The organism is Mucilaginibacter rubeus, assembly GCF_014643835.1.
In the GTDB taxonomy this organism is placed as follows: domain Bacteria; phylum Bacteroidota; class Bacteroidia; order Sphingobacteriales; family Sphingobacteriaceae; genus Mucilaginibacter; species Mucilaginibacter rubeus.
The window spans coordinates 125,502-146,850 of the sequence record NZ_BMKD01000002.1 but is presented as its reverse complement, the minus strand read 5'-3'; the positions used below and the strand labels follow the sequence as shown (position 1 = coordinate 146,850).

Here is a 21,349-nt window from a genome sequence, read left to right as displayed (position 1 = left end):
GAAATATGAAAAATATAATTATTGTTTTTGCCGGGTTTTTACTGGTGCTTACCGGTTGTAAACGCGATGAGTATTATAAAGACGGAGGTAAAGCTAAGGCCGATTACCCTGCCGATATGCTTCAATACCTGCAGGATAAAGCAGTACCGTTTGATACCATTGCCCAGATCGTAAAACTGGCCGGTATGGAAGAAACATTCCGTAAAAGTGATTTTACCTTTTTTGCACCAGACGATGATGTTATAAAAAGAACGATAGGTGACTACAAAACCAGGGGCTCTTTAAATCAATTTTTGTACGAGGCCGGCCGTGATACCGTGAAAAAGCTGTCGGACATCGACTCTGCCATATGGAAAAAATATCTGCAACGGTATATGTTCAAGGGGATCAACCGGCTTAAAGATTATCCGCAAATAGATTTTAACCTGCAAAATCAGTATCCCGGAGCGCTTTATTATTCATACAGCGGCGATGTGGTGAACATTGGTGTGATATATGACGACGCGAATAACATCAAATACATTGGTTCGCGTACATTGGTAATCAGTTATATCTATGACATCAATAATGCGCAAAACGTGGTTTTCGGGAATAAGGTTTCGTCGTCTGATATCAAACCTACGAACGGGATAGTACATACCCTGCAATATGACGGAGCCTATTTCGGGTTTAACCGGTACGACTTTTATGAGGAAATATACTTTGCAGGCCTTCACCATTCTGAGTAAAACATTATTAATAATATTCTTTCAATGATAATAAATTGAATATGAGAAGATTTAACTATATCATCACGTTTATCCTGCTGGTGCTCATAATTGCAGCTTGCAAAAAGGATAAAACAGTTTATTCTGACCCCTATGGGGAAGGAAAGCCGCCGTTGGGCGTCATCCTTAGCCGTGACGCAATACCTGCACCGGCAAATGGGACGGTGGGTACCGAGGTAACATTCAAAGCCACCGGACTTATTCCTTATAAAGGCAAAATAAAGTTCATGTTTAATGGCGAACCCGGTCAGGTTACCGAGGTAACAGAATCAACTATTAAGGTAAAAGTTCCGCCATTTGGCAGCACAGGTATTACGTCAATAGCAATTGACGATCAGTTAGTACTTGGGCCGCTATTTAAGGTATCCGGATTAATTAATATCGATCCTTCTTTCCGGGCAACTGCCGGAGCAAATGGCAATGTAAACCAGGTGTATCCTCTTGCCGATGGCCGGAACCTGGTGCTGGGTTGGTTTACCAATTATGATAATAAAGGGATCATTACCCCGCTTAACCGCATTGTAAGAACATCGGCTGATGGTGAATTTGACCGCACGTTCCGGACAGGTAAGGCAGCAAACGGATTATTATCGAGAGTAATAGAACTCGGCGGAAAATATGTGATAGCCGGAGGATTTAGCGGCTACAATCAGCGCACAGAAAACATCAGTAATATTACCACATTAAATGTTGATGGCAGTATTGATACCATTGGCGTAAAAACCTACAGGCGCCCATCCCAAACAGATACAACCAAATATTTTCCGAAGTTTAACGGCGGTACTAACGACTATATATCTAAAATATACAAGCATCAGAACAAAATACTGGCAACAGGGAGTTTCAGATATTATGTAAGACGGGTTTATACTGAACATAATCATGATTTTACCCGCGATACGGTGATTCTTGACAGTACGGAGATCCGGCAAATAGCCCGTTTTAACCTGGATGGGACACTTGACAAAACCTATCGTTTTAACATAGCGACAAACAAAGGCCTGCCTTCGGCAAATGGCCCTGTTGACTCGTACATGCATACCGATGCTGATCAACTGGAAAAACTGGTGCTGTTTGGAAGTTTTACCACGTTTGACCAAAAAACAGCGGGGCGGCTGGTTCGTTTGAGCCCCAATGGCACCATTGATGATTCATTTAAAACCGGAACAGGTACCGATAATAGCATCTCATCTTTAACGTACAACCCTGTAACCAAAAAATACCTGATAACAGGGATCTTCAGAACATACGATGGTAAACCGGCCGTCAGCATGGCGCTGGTTAACCTGGATGGTAGTCTTGATCAAACTTTCGTAGCTAAAACATTTGAGGGAGGCTATCCTGGTTTTGCCCGCCAGCTTAATGATGGACTGGTAGTAGTTAGCGGCAGCTTTAAAAAGTATAATAATGTTACCCGCAATGGTTTCATGGTACTAAATACCAAAGGTGAACTGGCCGGGAATTACAATACTACCGGACCATTTTCAGGTACATTGTCTGATATTATTGAAACCAAATCGACTGATGGTAAGCGGGCATTATTGCTGATTGGTGGCTTTGACCGTTTTGATAATACCCAGGTTAGCAATATCATACGCGTTACCATCGAATAAATTTTAATTGAACTTATAATCTATAAAGAAATGCAGAACAGGAAAAAATACAAACAGATCATTTTTTCAATTATTTGTGCATTGGCTGTCGCAACAATATCATGTAATAAGGATTTTGTGCGCACGCTGCCCGATAAAAATTATACTGACACGGCCAAAGCAACATCCGGCGAACGTAAGGTTTTGTACCTGATTGTTGACGGGGCACGGGGCTCATCAGTAAATAGCGCCAATGTGCCTAATATTAAAGCATTACTGCCCAGTTCAATTTACAGTTGGGTTGCATTGAGCGATCCGGACTCGACCCGCGATGTAAGCAACTGGGCCAATATGCTAACCGGCGTAAAAAAAGAAAAGCACAAGATCTTGTCGGATGATTTTGCCGGCAATAATCTGGCAACTTATCCTGTGTTTTTTGAAAGGATAAAAGAAGAAAGACCAAATGCCAAAATCGTTTCTTTTTCTTCCTCGGCTATTTTTAAAAATAAGTTAACACAGGGTGCTGCAGTAAGCGAGTTGTATAGTACTGATGAGCAAATTAAAACGGCTGTAGTTAATGACCTGAATACCGACACGGCACAATTGATAGTTGGCCATTTTAATGATATTAAAGAAGCAGGTGCCAAATACGGATTCGACAATTCATCGTCGCAGTACAAAGCTTCTATCGAAAAATTTGACGGTTATGTAGGTGAGATTGTTAATGCCCTGAAAAAAAGGAAAAATTATGCCAATGAAGATTGGCTGGTAGTGATTGCGTCGAGCGGTGGTGGTAAATTTAATATCCCGGCTAACGAGAACGATAATACAGTTTTCAGTAACACCGCCGCCAATACATTTACTATCTATTACAATCCAAAATATAAACAAAGAGTAATAGGTAAACCATTTACCGGCAACAGGTATTTGGGGCGCACAGTACGTTTGAAAGATACGGGGGTGAGAGCCGAGATAGATACAGCTGATATCTTTAACATCGATGATACTACCAAGTTCACCATCGAGCTAAAAGTTAAGAAGAATGAGGATAAATTCTTTTGGCCAAGTATCCTGGGTAAAAGACCGGAGTGGTCAGCAGGTCACCCGGGAGTTGGCTGGGTAATTTACCTCGAAGACGCCTACTGGTATTTCGAATACCGGGGCACTAAGGATGGTGATTATCATCAATGCCGTGGCGGCGACCTTCAAAAAGGCAGATGGCAAAACCTTTCGGTTAAATGTGAGATACGCGCAGGCAAGCGATATATCAGAACCTACACCGACGGGGTTTTCAATAATGAATTGGAGATAACCGCATCGGGAAGTTTAAGCAACCACAGCCCGTTGAAGTTGGGCTATTTAAACGGTAACGGGCATGGTACACCTGATGTGTATGTAACCGACATCAGATTTTTCAAGGTCGACGTACCCGATGCCGTGATTGGAAATTATGCCTGCGAAACATCCATTAGCGAAGGTCATCCTTATTATACCTTTTTGGCAGCATACTGGCCGGGCACAGATGGCCAGGGCGACAAGATCAGGGATATTGGCCCGCAGGCCCGCGACTTTCAATTAAAAGGCCCTTATCAATGGGAAGATTTTAATGATCTGATCTGCCCGCCGCCGGCAGGGGCACTGGCCATATTTGTTCCGCAAACGGCAGATATCCCGGCGCAAATAATAAACTGGTTCAGAATACCTAACAGGCAGGCCTGGGGGCTTGACGGCCGCGTTTGGCTTGACCAGTAAAAAGCTAACCATTATAAACTAAATTATTTGATGATGAAAAAATACAGATATATCTTGTTTATCGGGTTAATTGTCCTGATAGCGGGAGCCTGCAAGCAAAATGATCTTGATGAGCTGAAGCCAATTCAAAACACCGACAGAAACGTTTCCGGCGCAGGAGCCAATACTGGTGATGCAACTGCCGGTAACGAAATAGTTAAAGTTCCATTTAAAATATCCTTATCAGGACCGGCAACCAAAGCATTCCAGGTTGGTATAACATTTAATAATGATACGGTAACCAAACTAATAGCAAATGGTACACTTAAAAATACTGTAATATTACCTGCGGGTGCAATTGATTATCCCGGCGTAATCAACGTAGCATTTGGGTCAGATACCGCCACTGCCGTTGCCAGCGTCAGGTTATCGGCCATTGAGGCTAATTATGGTAAAAACGTAGCTTTTGCATTTAAACTTACTGATCCCGGCAAGGGCAATCAAATCAAAGGGTCGCAATCAAATATCCTGGTGGTGCTTGATACCAAAAAGTTTATTAAAGAAAGTGATATTCATTATGTGTCGCTTTTGAATGGCGGTGGTATTATGGATGTTGATTATCAAAAAAACTATACAACATCACCGGCAGGTATCACCATTCCATTAACCATAAACATGGCGGGTGTACCGGCCGGCGCGTTTAATGTTCATGTAAAATTAAACATGGATACCATTACAACTTTGGTAAGTAAAAAAGTGCTGCCTGATAACACTATAGCACTTAACCCCGATCAATTTTCTATTGATACCCTGATTAGGGTAAATTCCAACGCCAGTACAGCGGTGGTGCGCTTATCAATAGGATGGCCTGTTTTTGATGCCAATATAGTTGCCAATAAACGTTTTGGTTTTGTGGTGAGTTTGGTTAATCCGTCAAAACACATCTTGCATCCAACAAAAAGCAAGTTGATCGTTTTGGTACAGCCAGAGGTTAATCTTGATAATAACTCTTACATAACCGGAAACGGAACGGGCTTAAAAGCGGAATACTTTTCAAACAATCAATTGCTTGATTTTGATGGCAGAAAGCCCGATCTTGTACAAATAGAACCTACTATTGATTGGCCTAATGACGGGGTTTGGCAAGCCGCTATACCAGGTATAAGTCATGATAATTTCTCCACCAGGTGGACTGGCGAGTTCCTTGCCCCCGTTCGGGGTGAATACGTGTTCTGGCAGAACGAATGGGACGACGGATCAAGATTATATATAGACGGCAAGGCCATTATTAATGATTTCACTACCGAGTGGGATAAGGATAGCCGTACTGCCAAAATTTTCTTGGAACGCGGTAAACGCTATAAAATAGAAGCAGATCATCGCGAAAACGTGGGTGGCCAGCGCGCCCGTTTAACTTTTGAAGTTCCATCGGCCGGCATCAACGGCAGAAGAATAGTACCACAAAGCCAATTATTCCCCGCCCCTTAAGCCAATTGATCAATGAAAATTAAGGACATGAAAAAAATATTGCATATTATCTCGGTATTTTCAACAGTAGCCCTGTTGTTTGCCGGGTGTAAAAAAGATAAGCCTGCGCCCCAACCCGAACCGGATGAGCCCAGACCCATCGCAGGTTTCACAGTGGCACGAACAGATAGCGTTGATTTTTTAAGCTATCAGTTCACCAGTACATCCATCAATTATAAAGATATCCTGTGGCAATTCGGCGACGATAGCACGTCGGCAGAAAAAGCACCGAAGCATAGGTATGCCTTTGATGGCTTATATCACGTAACATTAACGGCCAGAAATTCACAGGGATATTCAGCTGCGCGGGAAATAATATTGAACGTTGCCGACCCTAATTTTGACCGCACCAAGGTTGGTGAAAGTTACTTTGCTACCATAGGCGGTACATTGACTGTATCACGCGACAATGGGGGCGGCCCAAATGCAAACGAGGGGTCACTAAAAGTGGTTGACGGTGATCCGAATACCAAGTTTTTCCAATCGGGGTTCTCCGGCGACCTGGTGATGAAATATGAGCTTAAAACACCTGCCGTTGCAGGAGCCTATACCATGACATCTGCAAATGATTCGCCCACCCGTGACCCGAAAGGATGGATCCTCCAGGGTTCTGAGGACGGTATACGCTGGATAAACCTGCACAGCAAGAACAACGAAGTTTTTGCCAACCGCTTTCAGCGCATCCTATATCACTTTAATAACAATGTGGCTTATAAGTTTTATAGGATAAGCATTAAGACTAATAATGGCAGTCGTGACTTCCAGATGGCTGAGTGGACGGTTAATAAAAAGCAGCCGTAAAATTGGTTGTTTGTAAGAACGATCCATGGAATGTTCGATCTGATGTTACGTAAGTTCATTCGCCCGGTCAACAGTTTTTAAGGAATAAGGCCCGGAAGTATAGTATCCGGGCTTATTCCTTAGGTATTCGGTCATAAAGTGTAATAGCATAACTTATCCGACAATTATCAGCACTTATGCTAAGTTGCTTTTACTAATTGTATCACTAGCCGGTAAATCAATTTAGAAAAAAATCCAGGTGTCGTTCATTGCCAGGAATGTAGCATTTGCCGAAAAAAAGAACTACTTGGTCGATATTTTTTCCTTACAGGTGACTTTTCATGCTATTTGCCTAAAAAAAACATGAAAACCATCATTTGTAATCTCCCGGCATGGCTAAAAGTATTTCTTTATTTTGTTTTGCTTACCGCCGCCAGGTTCGTCGCAGACGCTGTTCCCGCGTTAAATGATCTGTCCTTTTATATGGCCGTCTCATTGCTAATAAGCTGGCTGTTGCTATGGGCAGAAGGGAAAACACTAAAGACGCTAAATTTTATTCCGGTGTGTAGCAGTAATTGGCTTCAGTTACTATGCGGAACCGTGGGCGGCATTTTAATGTTAATCGTCACGGCGATGATAACCGTTTATCTCACCGGCGACAAATGGCATTTCAACTCGTCGCCTGACATCATGTTCCTGCTGATGTGCTTTCTGGCAAACCTGTGGTCGGTGTTTGTGCAGGAATTTGCTTTTCGCGGATATCCTTTCCAGACGCTGAACAGTCACTATGGAGCCTGGAAAGCACAGCTCATCATTGCGATACCTTTTGGTTTGATGCATGTAAACAGTACAATGGACATGCAAACTATTTTGATGGCTATGTTGACGACAGGGTTGGGATCGGTTTTGTTCGGGATGGCTTATCTATATACCCGCAACTTAGCGCTGCCAATAGGTTTGCACGTGGGATGGAACTATGCTCAGGCGTTGATCCCCCGAACAGCAGGCGCTGCAGGGAGGACGATTATCACGGTGGATGGTGATCCTAAACATTATAGTTCGCTATACATAATCGGCCCATATTTGGGTGTTGTCTTATGTACAATGGCAGTCTTGTGGTTACTTAAACAAAGAATGAGGATAAGCACGGTACCCTTAACTTCATCTCCTCAATCCATTTAGCACCATGAAGGTTATCTTGCAAACTTTACTGTTCTACGTTTTGACAGTATGCGTATTTATCTTATCCGATCTTTGGGCTAAAGGTTTTGGAGAGAAATATGCCTCGCATATCGCAATGGCAACCGCCGCGCTTTTTACCTTTTTATTGGTGATCATATTTTGCAGGCTGCGGGCCATACCGCTAACCGAAGCAGGTACTATTCCTGACAAAGGAAGCCCGGGCCGTATAATTACCGGATTTCTCGCCGGGCTGCTGATGTCATGCCTGCAACCGGGCATACTGATGATTATGGGTTACGTGAAGCTTCAATTTAACGCCTTTGATCCGCATGTTATCGGTCTGCATATGCTGCTTTTTACGTTGATCTCCTGCCGCGAAGAACTTGTGTTCAGGTCTTATGCTTTACGTAGTCTTGCCGACCGCTTTGGAGCAGGCTCAGCGCAATTGTTTATTGCCGCCTTGTTTGTTTTTGAGCACATCTGGGGAGGAATGAACTGGTGGATGGCGTTGATCGGTTCAGGAACCGGGGCCTTGCTATTTGGCTATGCGGCTCTTAAAAGTAAAGGAATTGGACTTCCGCTTGGCCTGCATACAGCGTGGAATATGGGACAGTGGTGCTGGGGAGGCAAAGGTGATGCTGGCATCTTTACCCAAAGGATCACGGCGGGCAGGGAAGCGTTATCTGAAGTTATAGGCTTGTCCGTTTTTGTCGGTGCCGCGTTATTTGCCGGTTTGGCCATCGCTTATTATTACAAACGATCGGTTCAATCATGATAGCATAATTGATCTTTTGTTGCCCCGCAACCCTGCTCGTTGACTAAAAACACCGCTCTGTTGATTTATGTTGTGTAATTGACAAAGATAAGCCAACTTTAAATAACAATGTTTCAAAGCTTTGCTCTATACACCTCCCGGCCCGGGTACCGCAAAATGGTGCACCTTTTATTCTGGCTTGTACTGCTTATAGTTAGGCTATACCTCACGCTGATTACCTTCAACGTTTATAGCGGCTTATCTTTTAGTATTGTTTTCCTGCTGAACCTAAGCAGTACCTTGCTTATCGCGGCTGTATTTTATCTGATGACAGGTCCGCTATGGAAGCTGTTGCAACGTAAGCAATATTTTCATTTTACTTTCTCATTTTTAGGTTTGTTATGCGGATACACATTGATCGAGGCGGTAGCAGAGCAGGCTTTGCTCAGGACCTGTTCCGGCTGCTTGCTCAGTTTGCAGAAAGATCAGCCGCAATATTTTGTCCTGGTACAATCCGGTCTCATTAACATTGTACTGAAGCGCCTGCTTAGCCTGGGCACCCCATTTGGCCTTTTGCTGACACTGAGTATTCCGTTATGCCTGAAGCTGGCGGTTAACGCCTGGCGATCGCAACTAAAAGCTTTACAGCTTGCAAAAGACAACCTGGAGCTGGAATTTAACTTTCTTAAAGCGCAGCTCAATCCCCACTTTTTATTCAATTCGATGAATAACATTTACGGCTTGATACTGCAAGGTAACCAGGAACGGTCTGCCGGGTTGGTCGCTCGCTTGTCTGAGATGCTGCGCTATATGCTTTATGAATCCAATGAAGCATTTATGCCTTTGCAAAGCGAGATCAAGCTGATACAAAATTACATAGAACTGGAAAAAGTACGCCTGAATGACACCGGGGTCATAGTGGATATTGCTGTGGATTCCAAGACATATGAAATACCGCCGCTTTTACTCATGCCGCTGGTTGAAAACGCGTTCAAGTTTTCTCCTGATGAACCGGGAGCTCGTATTCATTTCTTTCTGGATGTCACTGACGGTCGTTTGCGTTTTACATCTGACAATGTTGTGGACCATCGGGAACGGATGCAGCAAAACGGAGGTATAGGGCTGGGCAACCTTAAAAAACGTTTAGAAATGTATTACCCCGGCAAGTATTGGTACGAAGATAATTTTGCTGACGGCGTTTATAACGCCATCTTATCTATTGAGCTGACATGAAAAAACTGAGTTGCCTCATCGTTGAAGATGAACCCATTGCAAGAAGTATATTGGAAACGTATATCGAGCGCCTGTCGGAAATTGCTTTGATAAAAAGCTGCCGCAATGCGAATGAGGCTTACGAGGCGCTTTATGAACATGTTGTCGATCTGATTTTCCTGGACATCAAAATGCCCGTAATTACCGGAATAGAGTTTTTTCGTTCATTACCTAATCCGCCGCTGGTTATTTTTACCACTGCTTATTCCAGTTATGCTGTCGAGGGTTTTGAACTGAATTCTGTGGACTATCTGATGAAGCCGATCACTTTTGAACGGTTTAACCAGGCCGTGCGGCGGGCGCAGGAGCGGTTGGTCTCGCATCAACCAGAATTGGATCCGCCGCCGTATATCTTTCTCAGGCAGGATACCCGCCTGGTAAAAGTGAATTTTGATGAAATCAGTTATGTGCAGGCAGAACGTGACTTTTGCTCTGTTTATTTGTGTGGCGGTAAACGGCTACTTGCAGGTATGCATCTGAAAATCCTGGAAGAAAGATTGCCGGCTAAACGATTTATACGGGTACATCGTTCCTATATCATTAATCTGGACAAGATCACCAGTATTAAAGGTAATGTAATAGAATTCGGCACTACGGAAGTTCCGATAGGGAACAGTTATAGGGAGCTGGTATTTAAAGTATTGCGGTTATCATAAAGCATTTTGGTTATAAACTTATTTTAAGCTAAATTCAAAAAATCCCCTCTATGGTAAAATTAGCCACAGAGAGGATCAGGCCTCAATCTCAATTCGGCATATTCGCTGCGTCCATGTAAACAATTTCCCATTGGTGCCCATCCGGATCTGCAAAGCTATGCTGGTACATCCATCCGTAATCTTGAGGTTCGGCATAAATGGAGCCTCCAAGCCCGGTTGCTTTTGTTATGGTTTGCTGCACTTCCTCGCGCGAGGCTGCATCAAGCGCCAGCAATACTTCAGTTGCCAGGTGTGCGTCGTTTACTTCTTTTTTGGTGAAGGTTTTAAAATAGCTTTCTACAAGCATCATTACATAAATATGCTCGCTTACCACCATGCAGGCCGCCTTGTCGTCGGTAAATTGTGGATTAAAGCTGTAGCCAAGACCGCTGAAAAATGCCTTTGACCGCTCCAGGTCTTTAACAGGCAGGTTGATGAAAATTTTTGTTGCCATGATTTTAAATTTTTTAATTGTTATTGATGGCACAAAGTTGCGGCAACCGTTTTTTTTTTAAATTTACATATGTTGAGAAAAGCGAAAAATCTTCACTTATTCGCAAAAAATATGCGGCTTAGCTGCGTTGGGGTAATGCCGAGATAGGCGGCAATGTGCTGTTTCTTTAGCCTTTTCACTAAACCAGGATATTTGCGGAGGAAATTATCGTAATTGGTTTTAGCCGATTCATATCGCAGCGACACTTCATAAGGTTCCTTTTCAATTATCCAATGCTGTTCCATGTAGCGGATATAAAAAGCGGCAATATCGGGATAAATGGTAACGAGTTTCTTAAATTCCATAAAATTGTATTCGAGCACATCTGTATCCTCAAGGGCTTTTATGGTAAAATTACCCGCCGACTGTGTGAGCGTTGCTGTCATGGAACCGGCAATCCGGTTTTCGGGGAAGAAATATTTAACCACCATATCGCCGTTTTCGGCAGCGTAGTATTGATACATTAATCCATTTACAACAAAAGCCACCTTTTTAGGTACCTGGCCCTCGGTAACAAAATAATCGCCCTTGTTGTAAGTATTTTCGCGGAGCAAAGCCGTCCATGCCGCTTCGGCCTGCGGTGAGAGTTCAGCGTACGTTTTTATTTTTTGGAAGAAAGCATCGTGGCTCATTGGCTAAAGATATGAATCTTATTTGCCGTTGCGATGAAGATATGTGAAGATATCAAACTGCTCAAATGCGGTTCTATAATTAATTGATCATCTGATAGGGGGTGAAAATTACAGGATATTTGGAAAGAAAGATGACCGCTATAATCGTCAAATTGAAGCCTGCCTGTATAAGAACGTTCCTGAAAGTGTTTATAAGGAACTGAGATCCTCACGGGTGAAAAGCCGCTATCTGCACTTTTTCGTAAAGAATAAATATGAGTTTGAGCAAATATCAACGGGCTAAATCACCAAACGAAAGGTGAGGTTTACCCTCGCTTTCATTAATTTGTTAGACTTGGCAATCCGGTGTTCCCAATACTCCTGCAATCCTGATTTCATCAGCAGGAATGAACCATGCCCGAGCCTGACGGAGTAATGTTCTTTGTGATTAACTTTATTGCGGATGTCAAAACTGCGCACCTGCCCCAGGCTTACCGAAACAATAATTGGCTGACTGCCCATAATGCTTTCTTTGTCACTATGCCAGGTTACGGAATCATTTCCATCACGATAGTAGTTCAGTAATACGCTGTTGAAGGTAATACCCGCTAAAGGTTCTACCATGCCCCGGATAGTTTGCAGTTCCGGTGTCCAGGGGAGTGTTCCTGCGATCCGGTCTGTGTCTCCATACCAGCAGGTGAGCCTCGGTGTCAGGTATTCCTTATCCCAAAGTTTTTGTGTTGTTTGTTTCCAGGGTGTTTCCCTGATCAGTTTTTCTAACAGCCAGTCACCCGTTGCCGGATCAATTAAACCGGGCTGGTATTCCAGCAAATCCTTAGGCAATCCTTTACTTTGCCCGGTTTCGGCAAATAATGTCAATTGTTCCATCACTAAATCCTTTCCACATAAGTTGTGATAAAATGGGCCAATTGTTCCTGTTCTTCTGGTTGCAGTACATCGCCGTCGTATATCCAATAGCCCTTCGCGTCAAATAAAATACGGCCCATGTAAACGGGTGGCTGATCATAAGCCGTATAGATCTCATAGCATTGTACAGCGTGCTTTTGCGCTGTATCCGGTACAATTTTCACCACTTCACGTGAACCATCGCGGTATTTAAGCCAGGCTTTAGCCTCGCTTTTTAAATACGTTTTGACCAACAATTCCTGCATTTGAAATTTTTTCTCAAAGATATATAAAATACTAATATTTTTAGCATTAAATTTGTACTCCCTATTTGGTACAAACACGATGGAAACGGCACACGACCGAAAAGCGCTGATTAACAGTCTGCAAAAGAATATTTTGCAATGGGAGGGCTATAGGCCGCCGCCTGCAGGTACGCAGGGATTGGTAGGCTTGGGGGCAGTGGAAACGGCTTTCCCCAACGGCGTTTTTCCTTTAGGTGCAGTGCATGAACTGGTTTGCAGTACCACCGAACAGGCTACTGCTTCCAGCGGATTGATTAGCGGCCTGCTCTCCGTGTTTATGCAAAATGGCGGGGCCTGCTTATGGATCAGCCTCACCGGAAACATCTTCCCACCGGCATTAAGCGGCTTTGGTATAGAACCCAGCCGTTTGATCTTTATCCGGGTGACCAAAGACCAGGAAGCTTTATGGGTAATGGAAGAAGCGCTGAAATGCGCAGGGCTTGCCGCGGTTGTGGCAGAAGCGCGGGAATTGGATTTTAAACAATCGCGCAGACTTCAGCTGGTTGTTGAGCAAAGTCATGTTACCGGGTTTGTGCTGCGTAATGCCGTTAAAAAGGTCGGTTCAACAGCTTGCGCTGCCCGGTGGCAGGTGAAACCTTTGCCGAGCGAGCCGGTAGACGGTTTGCCTGGTCTTGGTTTTCCGCGCTGGGAGGTAGAACTATTACGTGTCCGTAACGGGCATCCGGGTACCTGGATCATAGAATGGGCAGAAGGTAAATTCAAACAGGTGGAAAAAGAGCAAACAGCTAAACCATTTAAACGGAAAGCGGGGTGAGTTATGCAGCACAGGTATATGGCTATTTGGTTTCGTCACCTGGTGACAGACTGGCTGACACTCCGGCAGCCGGAATTAAAAGATCAGCCCTTTGTGCTGGTTGTGCCCGAACATAACCGTATGATCGTCAGGGCAGCTAATCCCGAAGCCGAAGCACAAGGTGTTCGTACAGGAATGCCGGCAGCAGATGCCAAAGCGATTACCACCAATTTACAGGTTATTGATTTTCCGTTAGGTCAGGAAAGTAAGCTGCTCCGGCATTTGGGTTTGTGGTGCATCCGCTATACACCGGTTGTGGCTATTGACCTGCCCGATGGTTTGACCCTTGATATTTCCGGCTGTGCACACCTATGGGGTGGTGAAAAAGGATATTTAAAAACTGTTGTACTTAAATTAAGGGGTATGGGCTACGATGCACGGGCCGCTATTGCCGATACTGTTGGCGCAGCCTGGGCCATTGCCCGGTATGGTAAGATCAGGCCCATTATTGAAAGCGGCGGGCAGGCGGAAGCCATTGCCGGTCTTTCTCCGGCCGCCCTCCGGTTGGAACCGGAAATACTGGACAAACTGTATAAACTCGGCTTCCGGTATGTTAAAAATTTTATGATCATGCCGCGTACTGTGCTGCGCAGGCGTTTTGGTGAAGGCTTTTTGTTAAGGCTTGCCCAGGCTTTGGGTACTACTGATGAATACCTGACCCCGATTATCCCGCCCGTGCCTTATGTTGAGCGGCTGCCCTGCCTGGAGCCGGTACGAACGGACAAAGCCATAGAAATTGGCATTGAAAAACTATTGCAAGGCCTATGTAGCCGCTTGCAAGCTGAAGGAAAAGGTGTGCGTAAGGCCGTGCTGAAATGTTTCCGGATTGATGGTAAAATGGTACAAGCGGAGATAACAACCACGCGTGGCTCACATAGTGTTTCCCATTTATTCAAGCTCTTTGGTTTACAGATCAGCAAGATTGAACCTGCTTTGGGTATTGAGCTGTTTCTGCTGGAAGCACAAAAAGTAGAAGATATCGACCCCTTGCAGGAAAAGCTATGGGTGGATGATCCGGGCTTGCAGGATACCGCACTGGCCGAGCTGCTTGACCGGATTGCCGGAAAGATCGGCCCCGAAAGGATTATGCGCTACCTGCCTGCCGAGCATTACTGGCCCGAACGTTCCATCCGGCCCGCTCTTTCACTCAAAGATATCTCGCTGGCCGGCTGGCGGGCTGACAAGCCAAGACCAATACGCTTGCTCAGCAAACCGGAAGCCATTGAAGTTATGGCTTTATTGCCGGATTATCCGCCAAAAATATTTATCTATAAGGGTAAGCGCCATGTTGTGGATAAAGCAGACGGCCCGGAACGTATTGAACGGGAATGGTGGCTGGACAAAGGTGAGCACCGCGACTATTATATGGTGGAGGATGAGCATGGGGGCCGTTATTGGCTGTTCCGATCAGGGCATTATGATGGCGGAGGTGCCCAATGGTATTTACACGGATTTTTTGCCTGATGATGAAATACGCGGAATTATATTGTACCTCCAATTTCAGCTTCCTGCGCGGTGGATCTCACCCGGAGGAACTGGTTGAGCAGGCTGTGGTTCATGGTTATACGGCCATAGCGGTTACCGACCGGAATAGCCTGGCCTGTATTGTCCGGGCGCATATTGCCGCAAAAAAACTACCTGTACAATTTATTCCCGCTTGTCGCCTGGACTTGCTGGATGGGCCGGGTCTGCTGGCTTATCCTACTGATCTTGCTGCTTATGGCCGGCTTTCGGCCTTGCTCACCAGGGGTAATCTGCGCGCTGAAAAAGGTGAATGCTATTTATATAAAGCAGATGTGTATGAACACCGGGAAGGCATCCTGTTTATCATAATTCCGCCCGATGAGCTCAACGCGCGGTTTGATTTTGCAGATGAGTTTAAAACAGCAGTAGCAGAATATAAACAAGCTTTCGGGAATGCCTTATACTTGGCTGCCCTACGTTCTTACAACGGCGATGATGCCAAACGGCTGCACAGGTTAGCCGGTATGGGTATACCTTTGGTTGCTGCCGGTGATGTGCATTATCATGAACCGAACAGGAGGGAACTACAGGATGTATTGACCTGTATCCGGGAGAAATGCACTATCCACAACGCGGGATACCGGCTGCATCAGAATGCGGAACGCTACCTGAAACCTATTGAAGAAATACACCGGATCTTCAGGCAATATCCGGAATCCATTGAAAATGCACTTGCTATTGCCGAAGCCTGTACTTTTTCGCTGGACGAATTAAAATACATTGAGCCGGAAGAAAAGATCTTTGACGGATTAACACCACAGGAAAGGTTAAAAAAATACACGTGGGAAGGTGCACATGAACGTTATGGTGAGCATATACCGCCTAAAATAGGTAAGCAGATTGATTTTGAACTGGCCTTTATCGAAAAGCGCAGGCTGGCGCCTTATTTTCTCCGTGTATATAAATACACCCGGAAAGCAGAAGAACTCGAAATCTTGCACCAGGGCAGGGGTTCTGCAGCCAACTCAACGGTATGTTATTGTTTGCGCATTACGGCGGTCGACCCGATGAAGTCACGTTTGCTTTTTTCCCGTTTTATGTCGGATGCACGCGAGGAATGGCCTGACATCGATGTGGATTTCGAGCATGAACGCCGCGAGGAAATCATCCAGTATATTTATGAGGATTATGGCCGGGAACACGCGGCTATTGTAGCTACCGTTACGCAGGAGCGGCATAAAGGAGCAATTCGTGATGTGGGCAAAGCGATGGGCTTATCTGAAGATACAATTAAACGTATCGGTGGTACGATATGGGATTTCAGTGAAGAAGGTTTTGATGAAAAGCGTTTGCAGGAACAGGGGCTTAACCCGGGCGATCCGTTGATATACAAAGTACTGGAATTGACGACACTGCTGATGGGTTTCCCGCGGCAATTGGGTCAGCATACCGGTGGCTTTGTTATTACCGATAACAAACTATCCGACCTGTGCCCTGTGCTCAATGCCCGCATGGAGAACCGAACCCAACTGGAATGGAACAAAGATGACCTGGAAGCGTTGGGCATTTTGAAAGTGGATGTTTTAGGATTGGGTATGCTGACCATGATCCGCAAAGCATTTGACCTGATAAAACAACATTATGGCCGAAAGCTTACCTTAGCCAATATCCCGCAGGACGACCCCAAAGTTTATGAAATGATAGGTCATGCGGATACACTTGGGGTATTCCAGATTGAGAGCCGGGCGCAAATGTCTATGCTGCCAAGACTGAGGCCTCAATGTTTTTATGACCTCGTGATCGAGGTGGCTATCGTGCGACCCGGTCCAATACAGGGTGATATGGTGCATCCTTACCTGCGCAGGCGTAATGGCGAAGAACAGGTAGTGTATCCATCAACGGAACTGGAAGATATTTTAGGCCGGACGTTAGGCGTTCCGCTTTTTCAGGAACAAGCGATGGAGATCGCTATTGTTGCTGCAGGCTTTACACCGGCCGAGGCTGATGAGCTGCGCCGGAGCATGGCGACTTTTAAAGCGAATGGCAAGTTATACCTGTACGAAAAGAAACTGGTGGAGGGTATGGTAGCGCGTGGTTATGAGGAAGATTTTTCGAGGCGGGTATTTAAGCAGTTACAAGGTTTTGAGGGTTATGGTTTCCCCGAAAGCCATGCCGCTTCTTTTGCGCTGCTGGTTTATATATCTTCCTGGCTGAAGTATTATTATCCGGATGCTTTTGCCGCCGCTTTGCTCAATAGCCAGCCGATGGGCTTTTATCAGCCCGCTGAGATCGTGGACGATGCACGCGGGCATGGTGTTTTTGTTCGTGGCGTGGATATTAATTATTCGGCCTGGGATCATTCGCTGGAAGAACAGGCCGGAAAATATAAGATATTACGCTTGGGTTTCCGGTTGGTGAAAGGGCTAAAAGAAGAAGAAATGAATATCCTGGTTGAGAATGCACCTTATCAACATATTATCGATTTGTCAAATGTTGGGATTTCGCAGGCAGCTTTGGAGAAACTGGCTGATGCGGATGCATTCCGCTCTATCGGCCTCGACCGCAGGCAGGCGCTTTGGGAAGTAGCCGCTTTAGGCGACCGCCCCGTGGCCTTGCTGGAAAGTTTGCCTTCGGCCAGCGCAGGTGAGCAAATTGAATTACCGCTAATGACCGCGGGTGAGCACGTGGTACAGGATTTCGCTTCTACCGGCTTATCCATTAAAGCGCACCCGGTAAGTTTTGTGCGGGAAGATTTAAACCGGCTGCAGGTTATACCGCTCAATCGGATCCAATCGTTAAAAAATGGCGAAAAAATTCGTGTTGCCGGGATGATCACCGTGCGGCAGCGGCCGGGGACGGCCAAAGGCGTGGTATTCGTAACTATCAAAGATGAAACCGGCTTTGCCAATCTTGTGGTTTGGGGTAAGTTTTTTGACAAATACCGCAAAGAGATCGTTCAGTCGCAACTGCTCCTGGTAGATGGGCATTTACAGGTTGAGGGCGAAGTGATCCATGTGGTGGTACGCCGCTGTTATAATCTCAATTCTTTATTGGGCAAACTGACGGCTGTGCCAGATGAACAGCCTTCTTTGCTGAGCCTGTCCAGGGGGGATGAAACCTCGATGCCTTCACCTGGTCCGCGAAATATCCCCAATAAGAGCGCCTTTCATAAGGGCAGGAATTTTCATTGATGAAGAGCTTATCATTAATAAGGCTTTTAATAAACTCAATGGCAACTATTGTTATATAATTGTCTTGCTGTGCCTGTAAAAGGGATATGGTAAGTTTTATCGATCAAAGGAATTGCAATACCAATTGCTCCCATTCCTCTTCCAAAGAAAGGTTGGGGCGCACCTGCCGCGCTTTGCTATACCAGTAGTCAGCATTTCCAATATCACCTTCTTTACGGTGCAAATAGGCATGGACCCAAGCCGATGCCTGATCCGTCAGATGATCAACCTGTGCATGCGCCTGATGCCAGTCGCCTTTACCATCAAACCAAAGGCTTTTTAGCTGTGCAGAGAGCCCGTTAACAGGCTGTTCTAAATTTAATGATGCTTTAAATTCTGTTAAAGTTGTCATTGGTATTAGTTTTTTACAATAAGCGTAATTGGTACATCGGACTTTTATCAATACATAGTTCGATTCGTTACCGGCATCAATTATTACTGTATTGGTAAATATCCTAAATTAATCGGAAATTAATGGGGAAATATTATTTAATCAAACATAGGCCGGTTTATAATTTCTGATGTAAACATTATAAACAATGTATTACGATGTTGTGCAATACCGCGATTTTTGTTTTAGCAGAAAAAAGAAAAACAGTGCAACTAAAATCTTAATGCCGGCGTCTTATGGTTATTAAAGCCTGATCATATGTTAAAAAACTACTTAAAGATTACCTGGCGCAACCTCTTACGTCAAAAAACATTCTCCCTGATCAATATCCTCGGATTGACCATCGGCATGGCCAGCGCAGCGCTGATTTTGTTGTGGATCCAGAATGAGGTTAGCTATGATCAGTTCCATGAAAAACGGGATCGGCTTTATTCTGTATATAACCGCTCGAAATTTGACGGTAAATTATGGAGCTGGGAAACCACGCCTAAAATCATGGGTAAGGTGATGAAAGCAGAGTTACCGCAACTGGAAAAAGTAGCCAGGGTAACTGATGCCAGTTTTTTGTTTAGCATTGGCGACAAACGTTTGACTGCAACCGGCGATTTTACTGATCCGGATTTTCTTTCCATGTTCAGTTTTCCATTAATCAATGGAGACCCCAAAACCGCTTTGAACGACCTTCATAGCATAGTTATCACTGAAAAATTTTCAAAGAAACTTTTCGGAGAGGAAAATGCGCTCGGCAAAACGGTTAAAATAGATAGTAACGCTTATTTTAAAGTGACGGGTGTGATGAAAAGCCTCCCGAATAATACCCGATTTGATTTTGAATACCTTATTCCCTGGTCATATCTAAAAAAGATAGGGCAGGATGATGAATACTGGGGCAATAACTCCATTCAAACGTTTGTTCTTTTAAAACCCGGCGTAACGGAAGCTCATGCTGATGCCGCCGTGCTGAACTTTACCAGGAACCATTCCGATACCAAAGATATTCAGCAGTTTTTGCACCCCGCAGCCAAATGGCACCTGTATTCGCAGTTTAAGGATGGGGTGATAGTCGGTGGGAGAATTGAACGGGTCAGGGTATTTTCACTGATCGCTGTTCTGATCCTCGTCATTGCTTGTATAAATTTCATGAATTTAAGTACGGCCAGGAGCGAGACACGTGCAAGGGAGGTGGGCATCCGTAAAACAGTAGGCGCATTAAGGGGGTCGTTAATCTGGCAGTTTTTAGGTGAATCTGTTTTGATTGCACTTATTGCCGGTATTTTTGCCATCGTCATCGTACAAATCAGTATGTCGGGTTTCAACCAGCTTACCCAAAAGCAACTATATGTACCATATAGCAATCCCTATTTTTGGCTCACCGCAATTGGATTTATACTGGTTACCGGTGTTATTTCGGGAAGCTATCCTGCATTGTACCTGTCTTCATTCAAGCCCGTAGCTGTACTGAAAGGTACTTTTAAGGCGGCAAATGCTTTGGTTACACCACGTAAATTGCTGGTGGTTATTCAGTTTACTTTTGCGGTGGTATTGATCATTTGTACCATCATTATCCGCCAGCAATTACAATACGCCCAGGACAGGGATACGGGGTATAAAAAAGATAACCTTGTTTACACATTTATGTCCGGCGAAATCGCGAAGCACTATCAATCCATCAGAAATGAATTGCTTTCCAGTGGCGCCGCGACTTCGGTGTCCAGAACAAATTCGCCTATAACCCAGCGATACAGCGATAGCTGGGGTTTTAACTGGCCAGGTTCACAGCCCAAGAACAAGGTTGATTTTATTATTTACACTTCGGACGGAAGCCTTATTAAAACCATGGGCCTTAAGCTTGTTGCAGGCAGGGATATCGACCCGGTAAACTATCCGACGGATTCAACAGCCATGCTGGTGAATGAAGCTTCGGTGAAGGTCATGAACCTGAAAGATCCTGTTGGTAAATTAGTTACCCAGGGCGAAGGTAAAGACATCAAAACATGGCATATTGTTGGAGTTATCAAAGACTTTATCATCAGTTCGCCTTATGAACCTGTACAACATATGCTGATTGAAGGCCCCAGTTCCTGGTTCAATATCATTCACTACAAGCTTAATAACGCTAATTCGACAAAAGAAAACCTGCGCCGCGCCGAAGCTGTATTTAAGAAATACAACCCGGATTACCCGTTTGAATATAGTTTTGTTGACCAGGAGTACGCCAAGAAGTTTGGCGATGAGCAGCGTATCGGGACTTTGGCCAGCCTGTTTGCCGGATTGACAATCGTTATATCCTGTCTCGGACTTTTTGGCCTGGCGGCTTACATGGCGCAGAACCGTATCAAAGAAATTGGCATCAGAAAAGTGCTTGGCGCATCAGTTGCCAGTGTGACCACACTGCTTTCCAGGGATTTTCTGAAGCTGGTCGCAATCTCATTTTGCATTGCGGCGCCAATAGCCTGGTATTTAATGTTCCAATGGTTGAAAGGATATAGTTACCGGATCTCTATTAATATCTGGGTATTTGTAATCGCCGCCGCGCTGACATTGCTGATCTCTGTTTTGACAGTAAGCTACCAGGCAATCAAGGCTGCATTAACAAATCCGGTAAAAAGTTTGAAAGGAGAATAACACCCTCATTACAGGGTGTTGCATTCTCATTACCATAAAAGGCAAAGTAACAGCCCGGTGAAGGGCCCGTTTTAAATTTACTGCCCCCAAAAAGTTAGACACTATTTGGGGGCATTTTATGCATAAAACAGAAGTGATCGCTTCTGTTACGCCCAAAACGTTAGTTGGATCCTGAACTTCATAAGCAATCCCAATCAATAACGAAATCTC

The 21,349-nt window shown here is 44.8% G+C and carries 18 protein-coding genes; 13 read left to right on the top strand and 5 right to left on the bottom strand.

Annotated elements, in window-relative coordinates:
* Positions 1-5 precede the first annotated feature (5 nt).
* The 9 genes from IEX80_RS07155 to IEX80_RS07115 all read left to right on the top strand — a co-directional run bounded on the left by IEX80_RS07155 (position 6) and on the right by IEX80_RS07115 (position 10,261).
* A complete protein-coding gene (locus tag IEX80_RS07155) occupies positions 6-728 on the top strand; it encodes a fasciclin domain-containing protein (RefSeq protein ID WP_175489988.1) in 723 nt (240 codons plus the stop codon).
* Between the two features lie 41 nt (positions 729-769).
* The gene (locus IEX80_RS07150; protein ID WP_090527440.1) at positions 770-2,380 is read left to right on the top strand and encodes a DUF5008 domain-containing protein; all 1,611 of its coding nucleotides are present in this window, start codon (positions 770-772) and stop codon (positions 2,378-2,380) included.
* A gap of 30 nt (positions 2,381-2,410) precedes the next feature.
* Complete coding sequence (locus tag IEX80_RS07145; RefSeq protein WP_090527442.1) at positions 2,411-4,111, top strand: alkaline phosphatase family protein; 1,701 nt, start codon at positions 2,411-2,413, stop codon at positions 4,109-4,111.
* A gap of 33 nt (positions 4,112-4,144) precedes the next feature.
* Complete coding sequence (locus IEX80_RS07140; RefSeq protein ID WP_175489989.1) at positions 4,145-5,578, top strand: PA14 domain-containing protein; 1,434 nt, start codon at positions 4,145-4,147, stop codon at positions 5,576-5,578.
* Positions 5,579-5,605: 27 nt separating this feature from the next.
* A complete protein-coding gene (locus tag IEX80_RS07135) occupies positions 5,606-6,418 on the top strand; it encodes a PKD domain-containing protein (RefSeq protein WP_175489990.1) in 813 nt (270 codons plus the stop codon).
* A 342-nt stretch (positions 6,419-6,760) separates the two neighbouring features.
* A complete protein-coding gene (locus IEX80_RS07130; RefSeq protein ID WP_188832489.1) occupies positions 6,761-7,579 on the top strand; it encodes a CPBP family intramembrane glutamic endopeptidase in 819 nt (272 codons plus the stop codon).
* A gap of 4 nt (positions 7,580-7,583) precedes the next feature.
* Entirely contained in the window at positions 7,584-8,354 is a 771-nt protein-coding gene (locus IEX80_RS07125) for a CPBP family intramembrane glutamic endopeptidase (protein WP_188832488.1), read from the top strand.
* 108 nt (positions 8,355-8,462) lie between these two features.
* Entirely contained in the window at positions 8,463-9,566 is a 1,104-nt protein-coding gene (locus tag IEX80_RS07120) for a sensor histidine kinase (RefSeq protein ID WP_188832487.1), read from the top strand.
* Positions 9,563-10,261 carry a LytR/AlgR family response regulator transcription factor gene (locus IEX80_RS07115; protein WP_188832486.1) on the top strand — a complete coding sequence of 233 codons (699 nt, stop codon included), beginning with the start codon at positions 9,563-9,565 and terminating at the stop codon, positions 10,259-10,261. The genes IEX80_RS07120 and IEX80_RS07115 overlap by 4 nt, the downstream gene beginning before the upstream one ends.
* An 88-nt stretch (positions 10,262-10,349) precedes the next feature.
* Here IEX80_RS07115 and IEX80_RS07110 read toward each other — a convergent pair whose 3' ends face one another.
* The 4 genes from IEX80_RS07110 to IEX80_RS07090 form a co-directional block, all read right to left on the bottom strand.
* Complete coding sequence (locus IEX80_RS07110) at positions 10,350-10,754, bottom strand: VOC family protein (protein WP_176627290.1); 405 nt, start codon at positions 10,752-10,754, stop codon at positions 10,350-10,352.
* A 92-nt stretch (positions 10,755-10,846) separates the two neighbouring features.
* Positions 10,847-11,425 carry a Crp/Fnr family transcriptional regulator gene (locus IEX80_RS07105; RefSeq protein WP_176627288.1) on the bottom strand — a complete coding sequence of 193 codons (579 nt, stop codon included), beginning with the start codon at positions 11,423-11,425 and terminating at the stop codon, positions 10,847-10,849.
* Between the two features lie 279 nt (positions 11,426-11,704).
* A complete protein-coding gene (locus IEX80_RS07095; protein WP_188832485.1) occupies positions 11,705-12,292 on the bottom strand; it encodes an alpha-ketoglutarate-dependent dioxygenase AlkB family protein in 588 nt (195 codons plus the stop codon).
* Positions 12,293-12,294: 2 nt separating this feature from the next.
* Positions 12,295-12,576: a hypothetical protein gene (locus tag IEX80_RS07090; RefSeq protein ID WP_139159971.1), complete on the bottom strand. Its 282-nt coding sequence runs from the start codon at positions 12,574-12,576 to the stop codon at positions 12,295-12,297.
* A 79-nt stretch (positions 12,577-12,655) separates the two neighbouring features.
* Here IEX80_RS07090 and IEX80_RS07085 point away from each other — a divergent pair, with 79 nt between their 5' ends.
* Genes IEX80_RS07085 through IEX80_RS07075 form a run of 3 tightly spaced genes read left to right on the top strand, consistent with a single transcriptional unit; the run spans position 12,656 to position 18,084 of the window.
* Positions 12,656-13,390 (top strand): ImuA family protein, encoded by a 735-nt coding sequence (locus tag IEX80_RS07085; protein WP_188832484.1) that lies wholly within the window; start codon positions 12,656-12,658, stop codon positions 13,388-13,390.
* A gap of 18 nt (positions 13,391-13,408) precedes the next feature.
* Positions 13,409-14,893, top strand: coding sequence for a Y-family DNA polymerase (locus IEX80_RS07080; protein ID WP_229701552.1), 1,485 nt, complete (start codon positions 13,409-13,411; stop codon positions 14,891-14,893).
* Positions 14,893-18,084: an error-prone DNA polymerase gene (locus IEX80_RS07075; protein WP_308421685.1), complete on the top strand. Its 3,192-nt coding sequence runs from the start codon at positions 14,893-14,895 to the stop codon at positions 18,082-18,084. The genes IEX80_RS07080 and IEX80_RS07075 overlap by 1 nt, the downstream gene beginning before the upstream one ends.
* 103 nt (positions 18,085-18,187) lie before the next feature.
* Here IEX80_RS07075 and IEX80_RS07070 read toward each other — a convergent pair whose 3' ends face one another.
* Positions 18,188-18,475: a hypothetical protein gene (locus IEX80_RS07070; protein ID WP_090527483.1), complete on the bottom strand. Its 288-nt coding sequence runs from the start codon at positions 18,473-18,475 to the stop codon at positions 18,188-18,190.
* 297 nt (positions 18,476-18,772) lie between these two features.
* Between IEX80_RS07070 and IEX80_RS07065 the strand changes: the two genes are divergently transcribed.
* A complete protein-coding gene (locus IEX80_RS07065; protein ID WP_176627278.1) occupies positions 18,773-21,139 on the top strand; it encodes an ABC transporter permease in 2,367 nt (788 codons plus the stop codon).
* Positions 21,140-21,349 lie beyond the last annotated feature (210 nt).